Raw genomic sequence first — 23,582 nt, 5'->3', positions numbered from 1 at the left:
GGCTATGAGAGACCATATTCGAATCGGCACGCGAAAAAGTGCCCTTGCCCTATGGCAGGCTGAACATATTAGTGCAGAGTTACAGCGTCTGTACCAAAATATTACGGTTGAGCTAGTTCACTTTAATACAAAAGGGGACCGCATCTTGGAAAAACCACTGGCTCAAGTGGGTGGTAAAGGTTTATTTACTGCTGAGCTAGAAGAGGCCATGCATAAAGGCGACATTGATATCGCCGTACATAGCTTGAAAGATATGCCTACAGAGTTACCAGAAGGGCTAACTCTTGGTGCTATCTCTGCTCGTGAAGTGCCTTACGATGCGCTTGTGAGCCCCGTGTATAAAACATTAGATAAATTGCCTGAAGGTGCTCGCGTCGGTACAAGTAGCTTGCGTCGTCAAGCGCAATTATTACATGTCCGTCCTGACCTTAAGGTCGAGGTTATCCGCGGTAATGTACAAACTCGGTTGAGCAAGATTGAAACAGAAAAACTAGATGGCGTTATCTTGGCACAAGCCGGTCTTAAACGGTTAGGCTTAGATGATCAAATTACCCAAGTATTTAAAGCGGATGAAATGATTCCTGCTGTTGGTCAAGGGGCACTTGCTATCGAGTGTCGCGCTGACGATACGGAAATGCTTGAAATGCTAGCTCCTATTAACGACGAAGCTACACGCTATGCTGTTGAAGGGGAACGCAGCTTCTTGCGTCAGTTAAATGGTGGTTGCCAAGTGCCGATGGGGGTACATGGTACTATCAATAAAGGTCAATTGACCTTAAAGGCCATGATTGCCTCCCTCGATGGTAAAACTGTGTACGAAGGAGAAATTTCTGGCCCAGCAAAGAAAGCTGAAATTCTTGGTAAAAACCTTGCAAAAGCCTTATATGAAGAAGGGGGCAAACATATTGTGGATGCTCTCATAGAGGAAGGAATCATAAAATGACAGGTATGGTATATCTAATCGGTGCAGGCCCTGGCGATGTTAAGCTCATTACTGTAAAAGGTCGCGAATGCATTGAAAAAGCTGATGTAATTGTATATGACTATTTAGCAGATGCTCATTTGTTAGAATGGGCTCGCCCAGATGCAGAGTTGATTTACGCCGGTAAACAATGTAAAGATCACACAATGCACCAATGGGAAATTAATGAACTGTTAGTTCAAAAAGGTAAAGAAGGCAAAATTGTAGCACGCTTAAAGGGCGGTGATCCACTCGTGTTTGGTCGCGGTGGTGAAGAGGCGATGGCTCTTGGGGAAGCTGGTGTACCATTTGAATTCGTACCAGGCGTAACATCTCCAATTGCAGCACCTGCTTATGCAGGTATTCCTGTAACACAACGCGCTATGGCTACATCCTTTGCTGTTGTAACCGGTCATGAGGATCCAACTAAAGCAGTATCTGGTATTCATTGGGAAGGCCTTGCTACAGCCGTTGATACACTTTGCTTTGTAATGGGTGTTGGCAATTTACCTACCATTGCAGAAAAATTGATTGCTCATGGACGCCCAGCTTCTACACCAGTAGCGCTTGTTCGTTGGGGTACAAAAACGGTTCAAGAAGTTCTCGTATCTACCCTTGAACATGTAGTAGAAGACGTAGAAAAGGCACAACTAAAAGCGCCAGCTATCATCGTAGTAGGAGATGTAGTTAACCTTCGTGAAAAATTACAATGGTTCGATAATAAACCGTTATTTGGCAAAACTGTTGTTGTGACACGCGCTCGCTCTCAAGCTAGTGCATTCCGTGAAAAATTAGCGGCTCAAGGTGCTAATGTAGTAGAAGCGGCAGCGATTAAAACATCTCCATTAGAGTTGTTTGATGAAGATCGTCGCATCATCAATAATACAAAACAATATCAATGCATCGTATTCACATCTGGTGAAGGGGTTCGTTACTTCTTCGATGCACTTTATAAAGAAGGCAAGGATACACGTGCTTTAGGTAATTCTAAAGTGGCAGCAATTGGCTGTGCTACAGCTCGTGAGCTTCAAAAATACGGTATCGTTCCAGATATTATTCCTGTAGATTACAAAGCTGAATCTGCTGTAGAGGCTCTTGAAGAAGAACTCAAAGCAGGGGATTCCGTATTGCTCATCCAACCAAAAGTAGCTCGCGATGTAATTCCGCGCTCTTTGCGTCATCACGATATAGATGTAGATATCTTGCGTTTATATGAAACAACACAAGACACATCTCAACAAGAAGCATTAGTAAATGCATTAACTGCAGGTACGGTAGACTACATTACGTTTACAAGTTCCTCTACAGTAACTAATACAATCCAACTATTAGGCGATGATGCATTGAAACTATTAGGCAATACTAAGATTGCTTGCATCGGACCTATCACAGCTGCTACGGCTATGAGTGCAGGTCTTAAACCTGCTGTCATCAGCGATGTATATACAACTGATGGCTTAGTTAACACTATTATAAATGATGCTAAGGCTTAATAAGGTTGTTTCTGTTTAGGGAATAACAATATCTCATATGAGCTAGCTTCTAATATTTTAATGAGCCCTATAGGGCCTATAGGAGGATCACATGTACGATTTAACATACCGTCCTCGCCGCTTGCGTATCAATCCAGAAATGCGTGATTTGGTACGGGAAACGACACTCGACGTAACTGATTTAATTTACCCATTATTTATTGTTCCTGGTGAAGGTATCAAAAAAGATATCGATACATTGCCAGGCCAATACCACTTATCCGTTGATGAAGCTGTAAAAATGGCTCAAGAGGTATATGATCTTGGTATTCTTGGGGTAGAAATCTTCGGTATTCCTACATATAAGGACGAACAAGGTTCCTCTGCATGGGATATGTCCCAACCTGTACAACAAGCTATCAAAGCCATCCGTGCAGCTGTGCCAAACCTATTGGTGGTAGCTGATGTTTGCTTGTGCCAATACACAACAACAGGCCATTGCGGCATGATTGATGATCATGAAATCTTAAATGATGAAACATTGCCATTGCTTTGTAAAGTAGCGGTAAGCCAAGCAGAAGCAGGTGCTCATATGGTGGCTCCATCCGATATGATGGATGGCCGTGTAGGTGCTATCCGTGAAGCCCTTGATGCGGCAGGCTATACTAATGTATCTATTATGAGCTATGCAGCGAAATACGCATCCGCTTACTATGGTCCGTTCCGTGGTGCCGTTAACTCCGCACCTAAATTTGGGGACCGCAAATCCTATCAAATGGACCCAGCTAATCGCTTGGAAGCTTTCAGAGAAATCGAGCTGGATATCGCTGAAGGGGCAGATATTATCATGATTAAACCAGCTTTATCCTACTTGGATATTGTTCGCGAAACACGTGACCGCTATGAATTGCCTGTAGCGGTATACAATGTGTCTGGTGAATATGCAATGGTTAAATCTGCTGCAGCAGCTGGTCTTATCGACGAAGAACGCCTCGTTATGGAAACAATGCTTTCCATGAAGCGCGCTGGTGCTAAAATCATCATTACGTACCATGCTATAGATATTGCTAAATGGTTACAAAAGTAAGGAGAAACCATGTTCCAACTCGGTAAATCTGAAAAGGCCTTTGAAGAGGCTAAACGTTATATGCCAGGCGGCGTAAACAGTCCGGTTCGTTCCTACCGCAGTGTAGGTTCTAACCCTCCGTTTATCAGCAGTGCTAGCGGCAGCCGTATTTATGATATCGATAACAACGAATACATCGACTATGTGTTGAGCTGGGGTCCTATGATTTTGGGTCATGCGAACCCTGAGGTTATCGCTAGCTTGCAAGAGGCGATTCCTCGCGGTACTAGCTACGGCGCGCCTACATTACTAGAAACAGAATTGGCGAAAAAGGCACAAGCCTTTATGCCATCTATGGAGGTTATCCGCCTCGTTAACTCTGGTACAGAGGCAACTATGAGTGCCTTGCGCGTAGCTCGTGGCTATACTGGTCGCGATCGTATCGTAAAATTTGTTGGTTGTTATCATGGTCATAGTGATGCGCTTTTGGTGAAAGCTGGCTCTGGCCTTGCTACCTTTGGCGTGCCAGATAGTCCTGGTGTTCCTCAAGGTGTAGCAGAAAACACCATAACCTTGCCGTACAATGACTCTGATGCGGTTCGCAAGTTATTCGACGAGATCGGAGACACTATTGCGGCTATCATCGTAGAACCTGTAGCAGGCAACATGGGCTGTGTGCCTCCAGAACCAGGCTTCCTTGAAACCTTGCGCGAAGTGACTAAGGCTTACGGTGCATTATTGATCTTTGACGAAGTTATGTGTGGGTTCCGCGCTAGCAGCGGCGGTGCACAAAAACGTTATAATATCAAACCAGACCTTACATGCCTTGGTAAAATCGTTGGTGGTGGCATGCCTCTTGCTGTATTTGGTGGTGCTCGTGAGATTATGAACCAAATTGCACCAGCTGGTCCTATTTATCAAGCTGGCACTTTGAGCGGTAATCCAATTGCCGTTACCTCTGGTCTTGCAACACTTTCTATTTTGCAAAGAGACCCAACTATTTTCAAACAAGTTGAAGACGCAACCATTGCCCTTTGTGAAGGCTTTGAACGCTTGGCTGCTCAATACAATGTGCCTGTTGTAGTGCAACGGGTAGGCTCCATGTTCACTATCTTCTTCACTGATAAACCAGTTAAGAACTTCGATGATGCAGCAGCTTGCAACGAAGAACACTTTAAAATGTTCTTCCATCATAACTTGAGCCATGGTATTTACTATGCGCCAAGTCCTTATGAAAGTAACTTCGTATCTATCTGCCATAAGAGCAGTGAAATCGAACGCACATTGGCAGTAGCTGATGAAGCTTTCAAAAAAATCGGTGATACATTAAAGAATTAGTGATACATTATTGTAAAAGTATATAGTTTGTAGTTGTTTATGTATCGATGTAGGTGATGAACATGCAGTTTTACAAGAACTTAAAGCGTGCTCGCGTGCGCATGGGCAAAAGCCAAATCGAAGTAGCAAAGGCCGTAGGTATCAGTAATGCGGCGCTTTCAAACTACGAAACAGGGTATCGCGAACCAGATTTAGATACACTCTGTGCCCTGTCTCGCTATTATGGATTGACCTTGGATGAGCTGCTAGATGTAAATGGAGAACAACACGAGCCCATCTATGATCTCAGTCCTGTACTCAAAAATAAATACATCGCCTATAAAGGTGACGTATTCGAGTTGAAAGACTCACAAAAACGTGCGCTTCTGCGCGAGCTAGATAATCTATTTACTAAATTTGAGAAATCAAAGGTAGAAGATAAAAGTAGCAAGCCAAAAACGTACAAACATGGGAACCCACATATCAATCGGGCTGGCCTATCATCTCATGCGGGAACTCTTGCTGCGCGTCGTAGCACAAAACCGCAAGACTCTAAGTAACCGCATGACTAATGAACCAGATCCTGAATTTCCTTTAGGATCTAGATAAGGAAGTTGTATCTATTGGCTATTCCTTGATATATTTCCTAACTAATTAAAAGGATGCTCCTATATGTATGAAGAGTGACTTGAGGGCACTATACATGTAGGAGCATCTTTTTTTGTGTTATAAATATAAAATTAAGTTAAATATCATAAAATATCCGTTGTACCTATAAGTTTGTTTAATATATAATTAGATTATAGAAGTGTATTGAATAGTTAGTAGATATGATGATTGTAACTATAAGGAGATTCAATATATAAATGGAGTTCTTTGATTCTTTTGTAAATTTATATAATGCAAATTATGAGGTTAGAGGTGCAATTCAGGCTATAGGTCTTACTATTGCGTTTATTTGTATTCCTGAGTTGATTGGGAATCATGATAGCATAGAATCTTTTGCTCCTGCTAAGCCTATAGTGAGACGTGTAGTAAGGATTATTTTGTGTATTTTATTATTTTTCGAAATATTTACTTTGTTGGGATTGCTGTTGGATAATGGACTATTATAATTCACTAAGTAAAAGGGGTTAATGATGAATCTATAGATTAAAACCTAGAATAAATTAGTGGATAGAGGTATAAATATGATCTATTTTAAAAATAAAAAAAGCTTAGATACATTTTTAATGGTCTTTATATTGGGCGCTGTTAAAGCATATAGACGAAATTATATTGACTTGACCATTATAGAATATTACATATTTAGTATGTTAACTCGATTAATGTGTAGAAAAGCACATCTGTCCGATAAACTGTTAAATATAATTGGTGATGGCATGAGTTTAGAGGATGTTGATGAGTGGATGGCTCGTAGGATCCCTATACCGGCATTAAATGATACGTTAGATGATATTGAATGCAGTAGTTGGATTGCTTTAATAGAACGGGAGTTAGAGGGGAATACTTTATCTGAAGCGTTAAAGATTTCTACACATGATGAAAAGAAGTTTGGTATCTATTTCTTTACCGATTATGTAGAGGAGATATTTTGGGCGTTGTTTTTGTTGGGGCTGTATGAAGTCTTACAAAAACCAGAATTCATTTCTGAATCAATCTTAAGTTGTATTAAACAGACCTATTTGTCTGAAATATATACGTGTGAACGTATTCAGAATGAAGATCTTCAAGCATGTATTTCCAATTTACAGGAGATAGCCGATACTAATATATCCGGGCAATTAAGTAAAGATTTAATTACTATGAAAGCAAAATTAGCATCACTACAGGTATTATTACCATTTTATGATGTGAGTTCTGACAAGTTGGAAACAGGCATTGATTTAAAAGCCACTAAAGGGATGTTTTGGCAGATTAAAGTCTCAGGGGAGTTTATAGACTTGGGATTATAGATTCTAGATTCTAGAAGATTTTCAAGCTGTTTATATACTTATGATTATTAATTAAGGAAACTAAGCTAGAAGGCTTTTCAAAAGAGGCTTTATATAACTTTAGAAAAATGCTAATGAACTCAAACCATGGTGCTAAATACTAATAATTAACAGGAGCATGTATGAATACATATATTAATAATATAAGAGATTTACTTATTGAGTGTATGCCTAAGCATTGGTATAAGGCTTATTTATACTTTGAGAGTACAGCAACTGGATCAATGACTTCAGCTGAGTACTATGTAAAGACTCCAGCTGGGTCAATAATTAGTTATGGCGATTTATTATATAATTGCAGTACTGAAAAAGTAAATTCTATAAATGAGAGTATTAATAAAATCTTAACAAATGTACGTTTGTTACATAATGTATCTGAAGATCCATGGACATGGGGAACAATGTATGTTTCGCGTGATGATTATGAGCCACATTGTGAATTTCATAATGATCCTGTATCTGATGATTACTGGCTTCAAAATAGATATAAGTGGGAATATCAGAATTTTGGTGTTTTAGCTAGAGAAGATGAATTTGAGCCTCATATATATAAAGAAATGCTAAAAGGTCTACGAGGTATTTTATTATTGGAAGATATGGAATCTCGTGTATTAGCAAAAAATTATACTGCCATTGATAAGGCGTTTAAGTTAAAGCATAAAAGCTTAGAGTCAGAACTTGAGAAACATTATAATAAAGTGGCCCAAAATATATACAAATTAACGCCTTTAAATTGGCATAGTGCTAAATTATACTTTGAGATGAATGTTGATAATCCCTCTGTAGAGCTTTTCGTTTATAAAACTGAGAATGATTCATATATTACAAAGTATGTAGAAAATAATGATAAAGAGCCAGCTATTATCTTGGAAGTTATGTATGATTTAAAAAATGAAATTTTAGCGATGATTGAGACTTTTAAATTCTATAATCAAAACCCATTCTCTGGTTTAGTATATACATTAACCTCTAGTGGTGAGGTATCTTTAGAGCTAACTTATGTAGATAAATGATTTTAAGTTCGTTGATGAAATTGATTGGATGAGCTTTCATGCAGATAGGAAGAAATGCAAAAAAATGGCTTGAGAGAATAGGTCTTTCTTGTTTTATAGTAGTAGGTACTATTTTGGGTGTTTGGCTTTTCTTTGCTACAAATTTTATACACCCATTTATCCACTATTTGGATTTAAGGGGAAGTATAATATATTACAAAGATCCAACTAATATAATTGCTTCTAATGTTCTTGGTTTTGATGAAGTACGAGGGAAAATATATTATATAACTACAAATGGTATTGGTGTATATAATGAATTAAACAACGATCATATATTTATATTACATAAAGAGCCACCTAATGAAATCAGAATAGATGACATTACTAATGTATATCCGGAATTTAGTCGTTTCTCTGATGCGGAACAGGATGTTTGGAAAAGTAAATTTTATGCTGACTTTAGGGAAAGAATTCCTATAGAGGAAGGCAATATAATTAGATTTCCATTCTTTTTCTCTTACGAAACCCGTGGGATTTATAATTTAGCTACAGGATCTAAATTATCGAAAATTGATACGTATAAAATTTCTAACAATATATTTTATAATGTTGATTTTGGTAGTATTACAAAGATAGATTTAGAAACAGGTACTGTATGGAAGTATTATTCTAATAACTTATTAGATTATAATTTTCTTAATGAGCCGATTTCTAGTAGATCTAAAGAGTATAGCGTTAATGAACTAATAAATGAACAAAATCATGATGAACAATTAAAAGATAAAATTATAATTATAGATCATTATAGTCAATTTAGTCAGGATGATAAGAACGTTATAGAAGAATTGTTTATTAAGTTAGTTACTGCACGAGAGAGTATGAGTTTAAAGCCAGAACATAAAATGGGGTTAGAAACCTATTTGGAATGAAAGTAGAGGTTGATTAGCAGATGTGGAAAAAACGATTACTAATAATTAGCCTATTAGGAAATATTTTTTCTCTGTTTTTAATTGGAATCTACTTTCTAGTGAATTCCTGGTTTTTTCATGCTGAATTAGGCAGTGTGGTCGGGATAAAGCCTGATTATTTAGTTCAGTTAAATAATGAAGGCATTTTGTATGATTATAGACAAATGATTAGAATAGCATCTGGTATAAAGTCATATAAACTGATAAACTCCTTAGAATCAGAAAATTATCATATATACAAATCAATTAATAATCATCAAATTTTTATTGGTCAAGTAGACCATGTTCAACAAAAATATATTATTTATGATGGATATTTAGATCACTATATATTTGTAAATCTTAAATTTAATATAGATGGAAAACAATATGATGATTTTATTGGAAGAATAAAGGTAATAGATGGTTATGAGAATGTACCTATAAGATATCGGCGTTTAATTGAAAGTGACAACTGGGAATATCTTTAATTCTCTAGCTACTCTACTCGATAGAAATAGTATATAGGCTGTATAAAGGACTTTGAGGGATGAAAGTTAAAACAATTTATTCTGTTGGTTGGTATATATTTATAGGCTGTTTTAGCGTATGGCTAATTTGTGGACTAAACTATAAGTTTTTATTTAATGATGCTGTTGAGCAGTCTAGAATGGAATTGACGCAAGCCTTAAATACAGCTTTTCCGCGAGAATACTATATAATCGATGGGGAACCGTATGATTCTAATAGAAGAAATCTTATATCAATAGGCCGATCAATTGATATAAAGCAGGATTTACAGCATATGGATATCAAATCTATAAAACCATTAAGTGGAAATTGGGAGCTTGTTGATCAAAATGAAAATAGGTTTGTATATGAAAATCCATCATATAGAATTTACGTAACAAAGAATACGAAAGATAATGGATATATTGTAGTGTTGACACGTAATAATTGGTTAGAGCTATTACATTTATAATTAAATGTCTTCATTCTAAGATGTTTTTTGTGTATTCAATATAAAATAATAAGACTTTAATTAGGTGGAACGACTGTTGATTTTATAGAGAGAATTTTGCGACTGGCTGATTACCAATAGTGTTCATGCTTATATCTTTAATGCTGTAAGTAGTGTGACATATGAGTTTTTATGGATTCTTTAGATATTTTTCTTGACTTAGTTGATATTGATCAGACTAAAAAACTAGATGACAATAGAATAAAACAAATATATCAATTTCTTTTGAGTGACGAATATTATATGTCTCCCAACTATACATTGATTAATAAATTATTTAAGTTAATTGTTTTAAATAATAGATGGGATGCTTATATAGCACTTAATTATTTTGACTATTTACTCTTCGAAGGGTGGGATTATGAAGCCCTAATTGTTCGAACTTTGCTTTTAGACAATAATATTTGTCTAGCTGGTGAATTTTGTTTAGATACAGAATTAGTCAAAACTGGTTACTCTTATTTTAGAAATAGTTCGATTTGGAAAGGGCGAGATTATTACGATGAAAATATTCCATTGGCAATGTCCAAATGGAAAATTTATTATGATGATAAATCTCAAGAATTTTGTGCAGTAGAATAGTATGTAAGTTTTCCAATTATAAAATGTTACGTATATGGGCATATCAAAATATGAAGACTATTTAATATAATATAAGAACCCGTTTAGGGATTTCTTTTATATTAAGTATACTTTATTTTATATTATGCTATATATAAGTGAGGTTATATGAGAAAGAAGATGTTATTAATATTTTTAGTAGTGGTGGCTATTCTTTTTGTAACTATTAATATTAGAGATTCAATGCAACGACCATTTCATCGTGAACGAGTAAATAACTTTATTACAGTTGCTAAAGATCTAATACAAAAGAATAACCAGCTAGAGATTACTGAAATAGGTGAAGGTGGACGTATGAAAGGTGGTGGTTGGGGAAATCATATCCGCTTTAAATCTAATCTTTCAGAAGAAAAGACTGTAGAGTTAATTATTCCTCCATTACAAGCTATTACAGGTAATGAGATGATAGGTAAAGTATCTGATTCAAGGATAATTTCTTATCAATTTGGCTTTGCACAATTTGGTGGAGATTTACTTTATACCCGACCATATGATGGGAATTGGGAGTTGCTAGTCATCAGTCAACCTTAGAATATAATAATATTAAATCAAAAAACAGATAGTTGATTATCTTTAATCAGCTATCTGTTATTTTTTATCATTTTACGTATATCGAATAATTCCTATTAAAATTACCAGAATTTTACGATTTTATGAGTGTTTTATGATAAAATAAAAAGTATGAATACTTCAACAACTAGGTCTATTACCTATAATGGTGACAGAATTGAATATGAGTTAACCATCAAGCGTGTGAAGAACATGAACATGCGCATTACAAAGGATGGTGTGATCCATGTGTCGGCGAATGCCTATGTGCCGGATTATAGGGTGGACAAGTTTGTCATCGAGAATATGCCTTTCATTGAGCGGGCTCGTTACAAGATTGATGCATTGAATGCCAAGCGTGTTGAGGCGTTACAGTATATGAATGGTGAAAGCTTATCAATCCTCGGCATTCCCGTTACGTTGCGACTAGTTGAGCAGGACGGAAAGCCTCATATCGGATTTGACGGAAAAGCCATTCTTACCATGGTAGTACCTCGTGGTACGACCTTTGAAGCGAAGCATAAATTAATGCAAAGTTATTGGCGTAATTTAGGGGAGAAGGTCTTTGTCCATTGGGCAAAGGTCGTGTATCAGCGCTTTCACAAGCAAGGTATTGATGTACCTATGCCTACAATAAAACAGCAGCGCATGAAGAGCCGTTGGGGTTCTTGTACGCCAGCCAAGCAGCTCATCAAGATGAACACCCGATTATTAGAGGGGCCACAGGCGTATATTGAGTACGTTATGGTTCATGAGTTTGCTCATTTTAAATATTTAGACCATTCCAAGAACTTTCACAATCTAGTGGCACTGTTTTTGCCAGATTGGAAGGCTCGTAAGAAGTCATTGAACGTATATTTTGCTCATCGCCCTTAAAGGAGGTGTACCATGCAGCCATTTGTACATTTACATAGTCATACAGAGTTTAGTTTGCTAGACGGCATCAGTCGTTTGCCTGACATGGTACGTCGTGCGAAGGAGTTAAATCAGCCAGCCCTTGCCATTACGGATCATGGCAATATGTACGCAGCCATTTATTTTTATAAAGAGTGTATAGCCCAAGGTGTTAAGCCTATCATCGGTTGTGAAGTATATGTCACAGAAGGTAGCCGTCTTGATAAGCCGGAAGGTCGTAGCCGTGAACGATTGAAACATCTCATTCTATTAGCAGAGACTATGGAAGGGTATCGAAATCTAGTTAAAATCGTGTCGAAAGCCTCTACTGAAGGGTTTAATTATAAGCCTCGTGCAGACCGCGATTTATTGCGTCAATACAGCAAGGGCATCATTGCCCTTAGTGCCTGTATTCAAGGGGAGATTCCTCAGTATATATTGCAAGATAATATGGAAGGCGCGAAGCGTTCCATTGAATGGTATATCGAGACGTACGGCAAGGACAATTTCTTCTTAGAAATTCAAAATCATGGCTTGCCAGAGGAGGCAAAGGCTCAAGAGGAGCTCATTAAGCTCAGCAAGGAATACGGTCTTGGCATTGTAGCATCTAATGACTTCCACTATGTCTTAAAAGAGGATGCAAACGCGCAAGATATTAAGGTATGTATTTCTACAGGCCGTCGTCGTACTGAGGTAGACCGCTTAAAGTTCCCTAATGATGAGTTTTATCTTAAGTCTGGGGATGAGATGGCTGAGCTATTTGGACATATTCCAGGGGCTATCGAAAATACCTTAAAAATTGCAGAGCGCTGTAATGTAGAGTTTAATTTCGACGAACATCACTTGCCGCACTTTGATGTGCCAGAAGGGGAAACGTCTAAGACCTATTTGCGTAAGGTATGTGAACGAGAAATTCCTCGCCTTTATGGTGAAACATCTGAAGAATTACAAAAACGCCTCGACTACGAGTTAGATGTTATTGGTACCATGGGATTTGAGGATTACTTCCTTATCGTATGGGATTATGTACGGTATGCCCGTGAGCACGACATCTTAGTAGGTCCTGGTCGTGGTTCTGCGGCCGGTTCTGTAGTAGCCTATCTACTTGGCATTACAGGCCTTGATCCATTAAAATACGATTTGCTCTTTGAACGGTTCTTAAATCCTGAGCGGGTAAGCATGCCCGATATCGATATTGACTTCTGTTATGAAAAGCGTGGCCAAGCCATCGAATATGTAACACGAAAATACGGTCAGGAGCGTGTATCTCAGATTATTACCTTTGGTACTGAGGCCGCGCGTGCCGTAATTCGAGACGTAGGTCGCGTGCTAGACTTACCACTGGCGGAAGTGAACCGTATTGCTAAGATGATTCCCAATGAACTTGGGATTACCTTAGATAAGGCTCTGCAAGGCAAAGAATTAAAGGCTTTGTACGAAGCTGATCCAAATGTTAAAGAGTTATTTGATTTTGGTAAAAAGCTAGAAGGGATTGCGCGAAATTCGTCCACTCATGCGGCGGGCGTCGTAATTTCCGCGGACCCTCTAGATGACCACGTACCAGTACAAAATGCCAATGAAGAAGGCTTTGTAACGCAGTACGACAAGGATAACATCGAGGAATTAGGCCTCTTAAAGATGGACTTCTTGGGTCTCCGTACCTTAACGGTTATGGGGGATGCCTTAAAGCTCATCAAGGCGAACCGTGGTATTGATCTCGATTTAGATGCAATACCACTCGATGATAAGGAAGCTTGTGATATCCTCACAAAAGGCGACACCTCTGGTGTATTCCAGCTCGAATCGGAAGGTATCACCAAGCTCGTTATGGACCTTAAGCCTGAGCATTTTGAAGACTTAATTCCATTGGTTGCCTTGTACCGTCCAGGTCCATTGGGCTCTGGCATGGTGGCGGACTTTATCGACCGCCGTCACGGTAAAAAAGAGGTTACCTATTTACATCCTATCTTGGAACCGATTTTAAAAGATACCTTTGGTGTAATCTTGTACCAAGAACAGGTTATGCAGATTGCATCCGCCATGGGCGGGTTCTCCCTTGGTCAGGCGGACTTAATGCGCCGTGCCATGGGTAAGAAAAAGGAATCCGTTCTAAAGGCTCAACGTGAATCCTTTATTCAAGGTTCCATTAACAATGGTATAGAAGAGTCCATTGCGAACGAAGTATTTGACTTGCTCGTATACTTTGCGGGCTATGGCTTTAATAAATCGCATAGTGCGGCTTATGCGTACATTGCGTACCAAACAGCGTACTTGAAAGCTCACTATTTCCCTGAATTCATGGCTGCTACCATGACTAGCTTTATGCAGAACATGCAAAAATTGACGTATTATATCAATGCCTGCAAGAAGCATAATGTTAAGGTGCTAGGCCCAGATATTAACTATTCTGAGCGCAGCTTTGCCGTGCAAGGCGATGCTATTCGCTTCGGCCTTGGGGGCATTAAGAACGTAGGGGATAATGCCATCGATCGCTTAATTACTGAGCGTAATGAGCACGGTCTTTACACGGATATTGTAGACTTCTGCAAACGTGTTGATAATAAGGTTGTTAATAAACGACTTCTTGAAAGTTTCATTCGATGTGGCGCCATGGATGGTTTCAAAGAAAATCGAAATCAATTATTGCATATGTATGAAAGCGCCCAAGCTGTTGGTGCTAAAGAGCAAAAGGATGCCGCTATGGGCACCATGAGTCTCTTTGGTGATATAGAGGAGTCTGTAGATTTCATCCCTGTACCTAATGTGGAGGATTTATCGGAAGACGATAAATTGAAGGATGAAAAAGAATATACAGGCTTTTACATCACAGGCCATCCATTGCAAGGCTATGCTAAGGAATTAGAGGGCCTCTTTGAACTGGGTGCTCTTGTAGAAAATCCAGAGCAGTATGACGGTCAAACCATAACCTTTGGCGGTTTGATTGAAAATAAGACGGATCGTATGACGAGACGAAACGAGGTTATGTCTATACTGCGCATCGAAGATTATTCTGGTGCGGCCAATGTAGTGGCATTCCCGAAGGTCTTTAGTCAAAGCCAACAGTTCCTTGCTGTTGATATGATCGTTAAGGTAAAAGGCCGCGTTGATGCGGATGAAAAGGGTGTGCAAATTATTGCAGACCGCATTACGCCATTAAAGGTAAACTATAGTCAGGCTAAGCATGTGGCCATTCATATTTATAGCCAATATGACACGCCAGAAAATAGTGAAGCCTTAAAACGGGTGTTAACGAACACCGCAGGATCTGTGCCAACATCGCTATATTTGCACCGTCAACGGAAGCGCATTAACTTGCCACCGAATATGTGCTTTGACCCTAGTGATGAATCCATCAAGGCTATTGAAGCTATTCTAGGCGATGGCTCCGTAGAGGTACAATAATATATGCATAAGAACCTCAATAGAGGTTAAGGTAATAATAAATATATTCACTACTTAATAACACATGTTGCGTAGGGCACAGATAGCTTTTACCAACATTGATATAATATATGAACATCCAAATGGGATGGTTTTCATAGGAGGAAAGATGAAACGTACAAAAATCGTATGTACTGTAGGTCCGGGAACGGATAAATTTGGCATCTTAGAAGATATGATGCGAGCTGGCATGAACGTGGCTCGTTTCAATTTCTCTCATGGATCTCATGAAGAGCAAGCTGAGCGCATGCAAATGGTGCGTGATGCGGCGATGATTGTAAATAAACCAATCGCCTTATTGCTCGATACAAAAGGTCCAGAGGTGCGCCTCGGCCTATTTAAAGAGGGCAAAGTATTCCTCGAAGCAGGTCAACAATTTACGTTGACTACAGATGATGTAGAAGGCACAAAAGAGATTAGCTCTGTTAACCACAAAGGTCTTGTAGAGGACGTATCAGTAGGGGATAAAATTTTATTGGCCGATGGCCTTGTAACCCTTACTATCGATGCTATCGAAGGTAATAATATCGTTACCACTGTTCAAAATAGCGGTGAAATCGGCAACCGTAAACGCGTAGCAGTACCAGGCGTAGCACTAAGCTTGCCACCGGTATCTGAACAGGACGAAGCGGACTTGCGCTTTGGGTGCCAACAAGGGGTAGATTTTGTAGCTGCGTCCTTCATGCAACGCGGTAAAGATATCGTAGCCATCCGTCGTATTCTTGAATCCGAACAAAAGGATATTAAGATTATCGCAAAAATTGAAAATGCCGAAGGCGTTAAAAATATTGATGAAATCTTGGAAGTAGCAGACGGCCTTATGGTTGCGCGTGGTGACCTCGGTGTAGAAATTCCTGCAGAAGAGGTGCCAGTACTTCAAAAAATGATGATTGAAAAATGTAATAACTTGGGTAAACCTGTTATTACGGCTACACAAATGCTTGAGTCTATGATTCAAAATCCACGTCCTACACGTGCGGAAGCAAGTGACGTAGCCAATGCGATTTTAGATGGCACAGATGCTATCATGTTATCTGGTGAAACTGCTAATGGTGCGTACCCTGTAGAAGCAGTTACGACTATGACACGCATTGCTGAGGTAACAGAACAAGCTGCTATTTACGATAGTAAAAGTCGTGCTCGTCAAGATGTGGATATGACGACTACCAGTGCTGTATGTTTAGCAAGCGTGCGCATCGCTCAAAACCTTGGGGCTGCTGCTATTTTGACATGTACTGAATCTGGTCATACGGCAATTAGCACTGCTCGGCATCGTCCGGCTTGCAAAATTATTGCTGTAACACCGCATGAAGAAACAATTCGCCGCATGCAATTATGCTGGGGTGTAGAGGCTATTAAAGGTCATGAAATCGTTAACTCTGATGAAATGGTTAAACAAGCGATTACAGGTGCTCTTGGCACAGGTGCCATTGAGTCTGGTGACTTAGTGGTGGTAACGGCTGGCGTACCATCTGGTGCGACAGGTACTACAAATATGATTCGCGTTCATATTGCAGGCCAAGTACTCTTATCTGGCAATGGTATTTTGCGTAAATCCGTTACAGGCACTGTATTCATTGCTGCTAATCATAAGGGCAATTATGAAAGCTTCAAAGACGGCGACATCCTTGTGGTGGGCACAATGGAGCCTGAATTAATGGCTATTGCTAAACGTGCAGGCGGCATTATCGCTGTTGAAGACGGTTATACCTCTGACAGTGCTATTGCTGGCATTACCTATGGTATTCCTGTAATTTTAGGTGCAAAAAACGCTCATGACGTACTCCTTGAAGGTCAAGAGGTAACTATCGATGGCGAACGCGGTAAGGTGTTTGCAGGTATTGCTAACGCTCGATAGTTTTAGTAAAAGATAATTAAATATAAGGAGGGATAGTATGAATCCATATAATGTAACAGGACCTAGTAGTTCTCAAGTTGCTCAGGTTGAAAGTATCGTATCTCAACGTTTGAAGGGATCCTTCTTGTGGATGGTTGTAGGTTTGCTTACAACTATTGGTGTTGGAGTGGCTGCGTTGGCAAATCCAAACTGGCTACGCTTTGCATACGAAAACTTTAATATTATTCTATTAGTTGAACTAGGCGTAGTATTCCTATTTAGTGCTCGTGCGTATGCTGCCAATGTTATGACTTTAAAAGGCATGTTCTTCCTCTACAGTGCATTGAATGGTCTTACATTGACACTTATATCCTTGCGATATAATGTGTTTGAAGTAGTTATTCCTGCGTTAATCGGTACTCTTGCCTTCTTCATTGGCTTTGCAGTGGTAGGGGCTACTACAAAACGCAATTTATCATCCCTTACACCGTATGTAATGGCTGCTTTGCTCGGTATGATCATTGTATCCTTTGTGATGATGGCAGCTCGCTACTTTAACTGGGCTGTACTCAGTGGCTTTAGCGATACTGTTAGTCTAGTTTTAGGCTATGTAGGGGTTGTAGTATTCTCCATTTTTACGGCTATCGATGTGAATCGTATTAAAAATAATGTGACACAAGTGGCTCTCATGGAGGATGAGACAATTTTAGACCGCATTGAAATCACAGGTGCTTTGAGCCTATATTTAGATTTCATTAACTTATTCTTATCCTTATTGCGCATCTTTGGTAATAAGCGATAAAAGGAGATACTATGGACGATAGAGAATGGCAAACCTTTGTCACCGTTGTCGATGAAGGCAATATTACAAGGGCGGCAGAAAAATTATTTTTATCGCAACCAGCACTTAGCTATCGGTTGCGCCATATGGAAAAAGCCTTAGGCCATTCTCTGTTGTTGCGAACTGCTGAAGGGATTGCTCTTACGGCGCAAGGCGAGATTTTCTATGATTACTGTAAAAGAATGATGCAAGATCAAGAGGCTTTAGAAAATGCTATGAACTCAGCTTCTGGTAAGATTCAAGGAACCTTGAAAATTGCGTCATCTATCAACTTTGCAGACTATGAATTGCCGGCCTTGTTACGATCTTTCCGCGAACTGTATCCAGATGTGCATATACAAGTTAAGACGGCATTCAGCCATCAAGTGGTAAAAATGTTTAATATTGGTGACTGTATGGTTGCCTTTGCTCGTGGCGGTTATGATGTGTCTGGTAAGTCTGAGCTACTATTAGAGGAACCATACTGCTTGGTTTATAAAGAATTAGTACCACCTGAATCCCTTGAGAAGGTACCATTTATCAAGTATCAGACTGATGCATCCGTAGCCAATATCATCGAAACATGGTGTGCAGAACATTTTGAAGAGCCACCTAGTGTTGCCATGGATGTAAATTCTATGAGTACATGCCGTCACTTTGTGCGCGCAGGGCTCGGTTGGTCGATTCTGACCTATATGGGCCTTGGATCCTGCAAGGATAGAGATATCTATGTAAGTCCATTGCGTAGTAAAGATGGCACATATATCACTCGTGATACCAACATGGTGTACACCAAGGATACAGAAAATCTTGTAGTGGTTAAAACATTTATTGAGTATGTTCGCGATTATTATAAAAAGCATACCGTAGTAGATGATAGTATTTTTAGAGAATATAAAGAATAGATTTATAAATAGATCCAATATAAGAATTTGTAACTGCCTATTCATGCTATTTCAGTATTAGACTTTTTCGATATAATAAGTCATAATAAAGGTGTCTCGAAAGAGCCAGGCAGGACCATGTAAGTGCATGTATACCCCCTTTGGGGACGTATACATGCATTTTTTTCATTTGGGGCTGCAAATCTATGCTCAAAATGCATAAAAAGTATGAATGGTAGGTATAAAAGTTTTTATAACCCCTATAAAGGTAATCTATTATTCATAATTCTTTTAAGCATATATAATGAGTGTAGACAAAAACTCCTAGAGTTCAATAGCTGATAGTCGCGTATCACGAATTTCTGGGGTAGTGTTAGGATGATTACATGCCTATGTTTTTAAGAAAGGAAGAAACATGGAAAAATTCTTAAAACTAGCACTTATTGTGCTAATCCCTGTTGTCCTCTGGTTTACAACTCCACCAGATGGGCTCACTGATACGGCGTGGCGCCTCTTAGGCTTCTACATTGCAGGTATCGTAGGTTTGATTTTAAAACCTTACCCAATTCAAATTATTTTATTAGCTGTATTATCTGCATCTGCATTATTCTTAGACAATGCAAAAGATATCTTGGTAGGTTATGGCTCCACTGCATTGTGGATGATCATCGCTGCATTCTCCTTGAGCGTTGCCTTTGGTAAAACTGGTCTTGGTCACCGCGTTGCTTACCATTTGATTAACGCATTCGGTTCTACTGTATTACGTCTTGGTTATGTAACAGCACTTCTTGATTTAGTATTATCTCCAGCTACACCTTCTAACACAGCACGTGCGGCTGGTATCGTATATCCAATTAACTTATCCATCGCTGAATCTATCGGTTCCTATCCTGGCGATACTGCTAAACGCGGTGGTTCCTTCATCTTGATGAATGGCTATTTCGTAACAAAAATTACATCCTTCATGTTCTTAACAGCTATGGCTCCAAACGTGTTGGCATTGGACTTTGTTACTAAAATCACTGGTCTAAATATGACTTGGGCTGAATGGGCTTTAGCTTTAGCTCTTCCTGGTCTTGTAATGTTGATCTTTGTGCCACTTGTAGGTTACTGGATCGACCGTCCTGAAGCAGTAAAAATTGATAATAAGAAATTAGCTGCTGATGGTCTTGCTAAATTAGGACCTATGAAAATGTCTGAAAAAATCTTGGCTGTTGTATTTATTCTTGCTCTTATCGGTTGGGCATTGCCTTCCATCGGTTTTGACTTGAGCCCAACAGCAGTAGCATTAGTAGCTATGACTATTGTGTTCTTCGCTGGTATCATCACTTGGGATGACATGGTTCAAACTAAAGCTGTTTGGAACACATTCATCTGGTTCGGTGCTATCCTTGGCTTATCCACTGCTTTAACAAAAGCTAAATTCTTTGCTTGGCTTGCAGCATATATGCAAGCAAACTTGGCACTCGATGTATCTCCACTCGTAGTTGTCTTAATTCTTTCTGCTATTAGCGTTGTAATTCGTTACTTATTCGCTTCTAGTACTGCATACATTGCATCTATGCTTCCAGTATTCTTAACTGTAGGTATGGCAGCAGGCGTAAATCCAGTTATGTTTGGTCTTGTATTGCTTGCAACAAACGCATTTGGCGGTCTCGTAACTCACTACGGTGCATCCCCTGGTCCAATCATCTACTCTGCAGGTTACAATAACTTGAAAGACTGGTGGACTGCTGGTGCTATCTTAGCAGTATTGAGTTGGATTCTACTCTTCGTAGTAGGTATTCCTTGGTGGACTTTCATCGGTATGATTTAATCACCATATAATTTTATAATCAACATTGTTTTAGCGGCACGGACCAGACATTCGCGACACGTCTGGTCTTTGCCATTTGATATATTTTTAGTGAAAGGATGCAACATGGCACAATTAGTAAAAGCTGCACAAGCTGGCTTCGACGAAAAAAATGATGCATTAGTAACGGTTGAACCGATTGCTAGCGGTATCGAAATTGAATTAACATCCAAAGTTATCCGTCAATACGGCGACCAAATTAAATCCGTTATCTTGAACACAGTGAAAGAAGCTGGTTTTGATGGCGTGAAAGTAATCGTACAAGATAAAAATGCTTGGGATTACACAATTAAAGCTCGCGTATTAGGCGCATTGGAAAGGGGGAGCAAAGCATAATGGCTAACGATAAAACATTCCCAGAAGTTAAAACAAACCCATTAACAGAGGCTGCTAAAAAACGCTTGTCTCGTTCCATGATGTTCGTACCAGGTAATACACCTAAAATGATTAACAGTGCTGACATTCACGGTGCTGACTCTATCATGATCGACATCGAAGATTCCGTTGCTATTACTGAAAAAGACACTGCTCGCCTTTTAACTGCAGAAGCATTGAAATCTCGTAAGTTCCGTGGTGAAACAGTTGTTCGTATCAATCATCCTACACAAACTCCTTATGGTTATGATGATCTAGATGTAATCGTTCCAGCTAAACCTAATTTGATTCGTTTACCTAAAACTGAAGATGTTTCTGAAGTTGAAATTGTAGCGAAAAAAATTGAAGAAGTTGAAAAAGCTAACGGTTGGGAAGAAGGTACAATCAACATTATCGTAGCTATCGAATCCGTTCGTGGCTTGTACAATGTTCGCGAAATCTGTCACGGTCCTCGCGTAGTTGCAATCGCTCTTGGCGCTGAAGACTACCGTGCTGACCTTCGTACAGGTAAACATAAACCAGCTGTTGAATTGTTGTTTGCTCGCCAAACAATTCTTCATGCAGCCCGCGAAGCAGGTATCCGCGTAATTGATACTGTATTCTCCGACGTGAAAGATCCACAAGGTTTCCGTGAAGAAGTAGAATTCATTAAAGCTTTGGGCTTTGATGGTAAATCTTGTATCCACCCAAGCCAAATTAAAATTGTTCATGAAGTATTCACTCCTGACGAAAAAGAAATCGCTCATTCCGTTAAAGTATTGAACAGCTATGCTGATGCATTGCGCAATAATAAAGGCGTAATCTCTGTAGATGGCAAAATGATCGATGGTCCTATCGTGGTACGTGCACAACGCGTTGTTGATAAAGCACGTGCAGCAGGCATTAAAGTTGAATTAGAGGAAGGAGCAGAATACGATGTTAAATAAAGTAGGTCGCGATATCCCAACAAATATCCCAGCACTAGAAGGTCGCGAAGTATATCAAGGTGAATTCGCAATTGAACCTAAAGCTCATCGCGCAGGTAAACCTGTACACATGAGCCGTGTTGGTACAAATAAAGTACTTGCTTCTATCGATGAAGCAATCGAAAAAGCTGGCGTAAAAGATGGCATGACATTGTCCTTCCATCATCACTTGCGCAATGGCGACTATGTAATGAAAATGGTTATGGAACGCGTTCAAGCAAAAGGCATTAAAGACATTACAATCGCGTCTTCTTCCTTGTCCCCATGCCATGAATTCTTGGTAGAAATGATTCAAGATGGTACTGTAACAGCTATCGAAACATCTGGCTTGCGCGATCGTCTTGGTAAATTCTTAACTCAAAACCCAGGCGTATTAAAACGCCCTGTAGTAATTCGTTCCCACGGTGGTCGTGCTCGTGCTATCGAATCTGGCGAAGTTCATATTGACGTAGCTTTCATGGGCGCTCCTACAGCTGACCCTCGCGGTAATGCTACTGGTCGTTTGGGTAAATCCGCATGTGGTGCTCTTGGCTATGCTAAAGTTGATTCCCACTATGCAGACACAACTGTTATCATCACTGATAACTTAGTTGACTATGTACACAACTATGCAATTCCTCAAACTGATGTAGATTATGTTGTTGAGGTTGAAAGCATTGGTGATCCAGAAGGTATCGCTTCTGGTGCGGTAGGTTTCACTAAAAACCCTATCCAAATCAAAATTGCTGAATTAGCTGGTGAATTCCTTGATCAAGCTGGCATTATTAAAGATGGTTTCGTATTCCAATTGGGCGCTGGTGGTGCACCATTGACTGTAGCGAAATTCATTGCTGAAAAACTTCGCAAACGTGGTGAAGTAGGTGGCTTCGCTATCGGCGGTGCTACTGGTATCTTGACTGGTATGCTTGAAGAAGGCTTGATTCGTGCTATTTACGATACTCAAACATTCGATACTACTGCAGCTGCATCCTTGGATAAAAACCCTGCACACATCGAAATGTCCGCTTCCATGTACGCTAACCCATGGACTGACTGCACTACAAACTACCTAGACGTAGTATTCCTTGGTGCTACTGAAATCGACCTTGATTTCAACGTAAACGTAATGACTGACTCCAACGGTGTATTGATGGGCGCTTCTGGCGGTCACTCCGATACAGCAGCAGGTGCTAAATGCACAGTTATTACTTGCCCATTGATCCGCGGCCGCTTGCCAATGATCCGTGACAAAGTTGCAACTGTAATTACACCAGGCTCCTCCGTTGACGTACTCGTTACTGAATACGGTATCGCAATCAACCCAGCTCGTACTGATTTGATTGAACGCTTCAAAGATAGCAACTTGCCTATCTACACAATTGAAGAATTACAACAATTAGCATTCGACTTAGTTGGTAAACCACAAGATATCCCTGTATCTGACAAAGACGAAGACATCATCGCAATCGTAGAATACCGCGATGGCTCTATCATCGACGTGGTTCGCAAACCTCTATAATTGAGTAGTGATGAGAGTCCGGTAGAAACCGTAACGGTTTCGCTGCTGTCTCATATCCCATGCTGATTAG

Annotated in this window: 22 protein-coding genes; all 22 read left to right on the top strand. The window is 39.5% G+C overall.

All coding sequences use genetic code 11. The features are described from left to right. Positions 1-4 precede the first annotated feature (4 nt). The 22 genes from hemC (at position 5) to citF (ending at position 23,512) form a co-directional block, all read left to right on the top strand. A complete protein-coding gene (gene hemC, locus VCHSUH03_RS04075) occupies positions 5-943 on the top strand; it encodes a hydroxymethylbilane synthase (RefSeq protein ID WP_105094156.1) in 939 nt (312 codons plus the stop codon). After that, positions 940-2,454 carry a uroporphyrinogen-III C-methyltransferase gene (gene cobA / locus VCHSUH03_RS04070; protein WP_105094155.1) on the top strand — a complete coding sequence of 505 codons (1,515 nt, stop codon included), beginning with the start codon at positions 940-942 and terminating at the stop codon, positions 2,452-2,454. Before hemC ends, cobA begins: the two co-directional genes overlap by 4 nt. 91 nt (positions 2,455-2,545) lie before the next feature. Further along, entirely contained in the window at positions 2,546-3,520 is a 975-nt protein-coding gene (hemB, locus tag VCHSUH03_RS04065) for a porphobilinogen synthase (RefSeq protein WP_105094154.1), read from the top strand. Between the two features lie 9 nt (positions 3,521-3,529). Beyond that, the gene (gene hemL, locus VCHSUH03_RS04060; protein ID WP_105094153.1) at positions 3,530-4,837 is read left to right on the top strand and encodes a glutamate-1-semialdehyde 2,1-aminomutase; all 1,308 of its coding nucleotides are present in this window, start codon (positions 3,530-3,532) and stop codon (positions 4,835-4,837) included. A gap of 62 nt (positions 4,838-4,899) precedes the next feature. Next, complete coding sequence (locus VCHSUH03_RS04055) at positions 4,900-5,376, top strand: helix-turn-helix domain-containing protein (RefSeq protein ID WP_105094152.1); 477 nt, start codon at positions 4,900-4,902, stop codon at positions 5,374-5,376. A 306-nt stretch (positions 5,377-5,682) separates the two neighbouring features. Beyond that, positions 5,683-5,931 (top strand): hypothetical protein, encoded by a 249-nt coding sequence (locus tag VCHSUH03_RS04050; protein ID WP_105094151.1) that lies wholly within the window; start codon positions 5,683-5,685, stop codon positions 5,929-5,931. A gap of 75 nt (positions 5,932-6,006) precedes the next feature. Then, positions 6,007-6,771: a DUF3969 family protein gene (locus VCHSUH03_RS04045; protein WP_105094150.1), complete on the top strand. Its 765-nt coding sequence runs from the start codon at positions 6,007-6,009 to the stop codon at positions 6,769-6,771. A 161-nt stretch (positions 6,772-6,932) separates the two neighbouring features. After that, complete coding sequence (locus tag VCHSUH03_RS04040; RefSeq protein WP_105094149.1) at positions 6,933-7,823, top strand: immunity protein YezG family protein; 891 nt, start codon at positions 6,933-6,935, stop codon at positions 7,821-7,823. A gap of 38 nt (positions 7,824-7,861) precedes the next feature. Beyond that, positions 7,862-8,734, top strand: coding sequence for a hypothetical protein (locus VCHSUH03_RS04035; protein WP_105094148.1), 873 nt, complete (start codon positions 7,862-7,864; stop codon positions 8,732-8,734). Positions 8,735-8,754: 20 nt separating this feature from the next. Next, positions 8,755-9,243, top strand: a complete 489-nt coding sequence (locus VCHSUH03_RS04030) for a hypothetical protein (protein WP_105094147.1) — start codon at positions 8,755-8,757, stop codon at positions 9,241-9,243. A gap of 59 nt (positions 9,244-9,302) precedes the next feature. Beyond that, positions 9,303-9,734, top strand: a complete 432-nt coding sequence (locus VCHSUH03_RS04025; RefSeq protein WP_105094146.1) for a hypothetical protein — start codon at positions 9,303-9,305, stop codon at positions 9,732-9,734. A 171-nt stretch (positions 9,735-9,905) separates the two neighbouring features. Further along, complete coding sequence (locus tag VCHSUH03_RS04020; RefSeq protein WP_105094145.1) at positions 9,906-10,355, top strand: hypothetical protein; 450 nt, start codon at positions 9,906-9,908, stop codon at positions 10,353-10,355. A 147-nt stretch (positions 10,356-10,502) separates the two neighbouring features. Next, the gene (locus VCHSUH03_RS04015) at positions 10,503-10,925 is read left to right on the top strand and encodes a hypothetical protein (protein ID WP_105094144.1); all 423 of its coding nucleotides are present in this window, start codon (positions 10,503-10,505) and stop codon (positions 10,923-10,925) included. Between the two features lie 126 nt (positions 10,926-11,051). Continuing rightward, positions 11,052-11,819: a M48 family metallopeptidase gene (locus VCHSUH03_RS04010; protein WP_105094143.1), complete on the top strand. Its 768-nt coding sequence runs from the start codon at positions 11,052-11,054 to the stop codon at positions 11,817-11,819. Between the two features lie 12 nt (positions 11,820-11,831). Then, a complete protein-coding gene (locus VCHSUH03_RS04005; RefSeq protein ID WP_105094142.1) occupies positions 11,832-15,239 on the top strand; it encodes a DNA polymerase III subunit alpha in 3,408 nt (1,135 codons plus the stop codon). A gap of 148 nt (positions 15,240-15,387) precedes the next feature. After that, positions 15,388-17,136, top strand: a complete 1,749-nt coding sequence (gene pyk, locus VCHSUH03_RS04000; RefSeq protein WP_105094141.1) for a pyruvate kinase — start codon at positions 15,388-15,390, stop codon at positions 17,134-17,136. Between the two features lie 37 nt (positions 17,137-17,173). Beyond that, positions 17,174-17,917 carry a Bax inhibitor-1/YccA family protein gene (locus VCHSUH03_RS03995; protein ID WP_105094140.1) on the top strand — a complete coding sequence of 248 codons (744 nt, stop codon included), beginning with the start codon at positions 17,174-17,176 and terminating at the stop codon, positions 17,915-17,917. Between the two features lie 11 nt (positions 17,918-17,928). Further along, the gene (locus VCHSUH03_RS03990; RefSeq protein ID WP_105094139.1) at positions 17,929-18,840 is read left to right on the top strand and encodes a LysR family transcriptional regulator; all 912 of its coding nucleotides are present in this window, start codon (positions 17,929-17,931) and stop codon (positions 18,838-18,840) included. A gap of 394 nt (positions 18,841-19,234) precedes the next feature. Then, complete coding sequence (locus tag VCHSUH03_RS03985; protein WP_105094138.1) at positions 19,235-20,635, top strand: DASS family sodium-coupled anion symporter; 1,401 nt, start codon at positions 19,235-19,237, stop codon at positions 20,633-20,635. A 105-nt stretch (positions 20,636-20,740) separates the two neighbouring features. After that, positions 20,741-21,010, top strand: coding sequence for a citrate lyase acyl carrier protein (citD, locus tag VCHSUH03_RS03980; RefSeq protein WP_005385629.1), 270 nt, complete (start codon positions 20,741-20,743; stop codon positions 21,008-21,010). Continuing rightward, a complete protein-coding gene (locus VCHSUH03_RS03975; protein WP_105094137.1) occupies positions 21,010-21,975 on the top strand; it encodes an HpcH/HpaI aldolase/citrate lyase family protein in 966 nt (321 codons plus the stop codon). The genes citD and VCHSUH03_RS03975 overlap by 1 nt, the downstream gene beginning before the upstream one ends. Further along, complete coding sequence (gene citF, locus VCHSUH03_RS03970; RefSeq protein WP_105094136.1) at positions 21,965-23,512, top strand: citrate lyase subunit alpha; 1,548 nt, start codon at positions 21,965-21,967, stop codon at positions 23,510-23,512. Before VCHSUH03_RS03975 ends, citF begins: the two co-directional genes overlap by 11 nt. Positions 23,513-23,582 lie beyond the last annotated feature (70 nt).

It is taken from the genome of Veillonella infantium, from assembly GCF_002959895.1.
In the GTDB taxonomy this organism is placed as follows: Bacteria; Bacillota; Negativicutes; order Veillonellales; family Veillonellaceae; genus Veillonella; species Veillonella infantium.
Note: the sequence above shows the minus strand (reverse complement) of the source record. Positions and strands in the feature narration are given on the sequence as shown.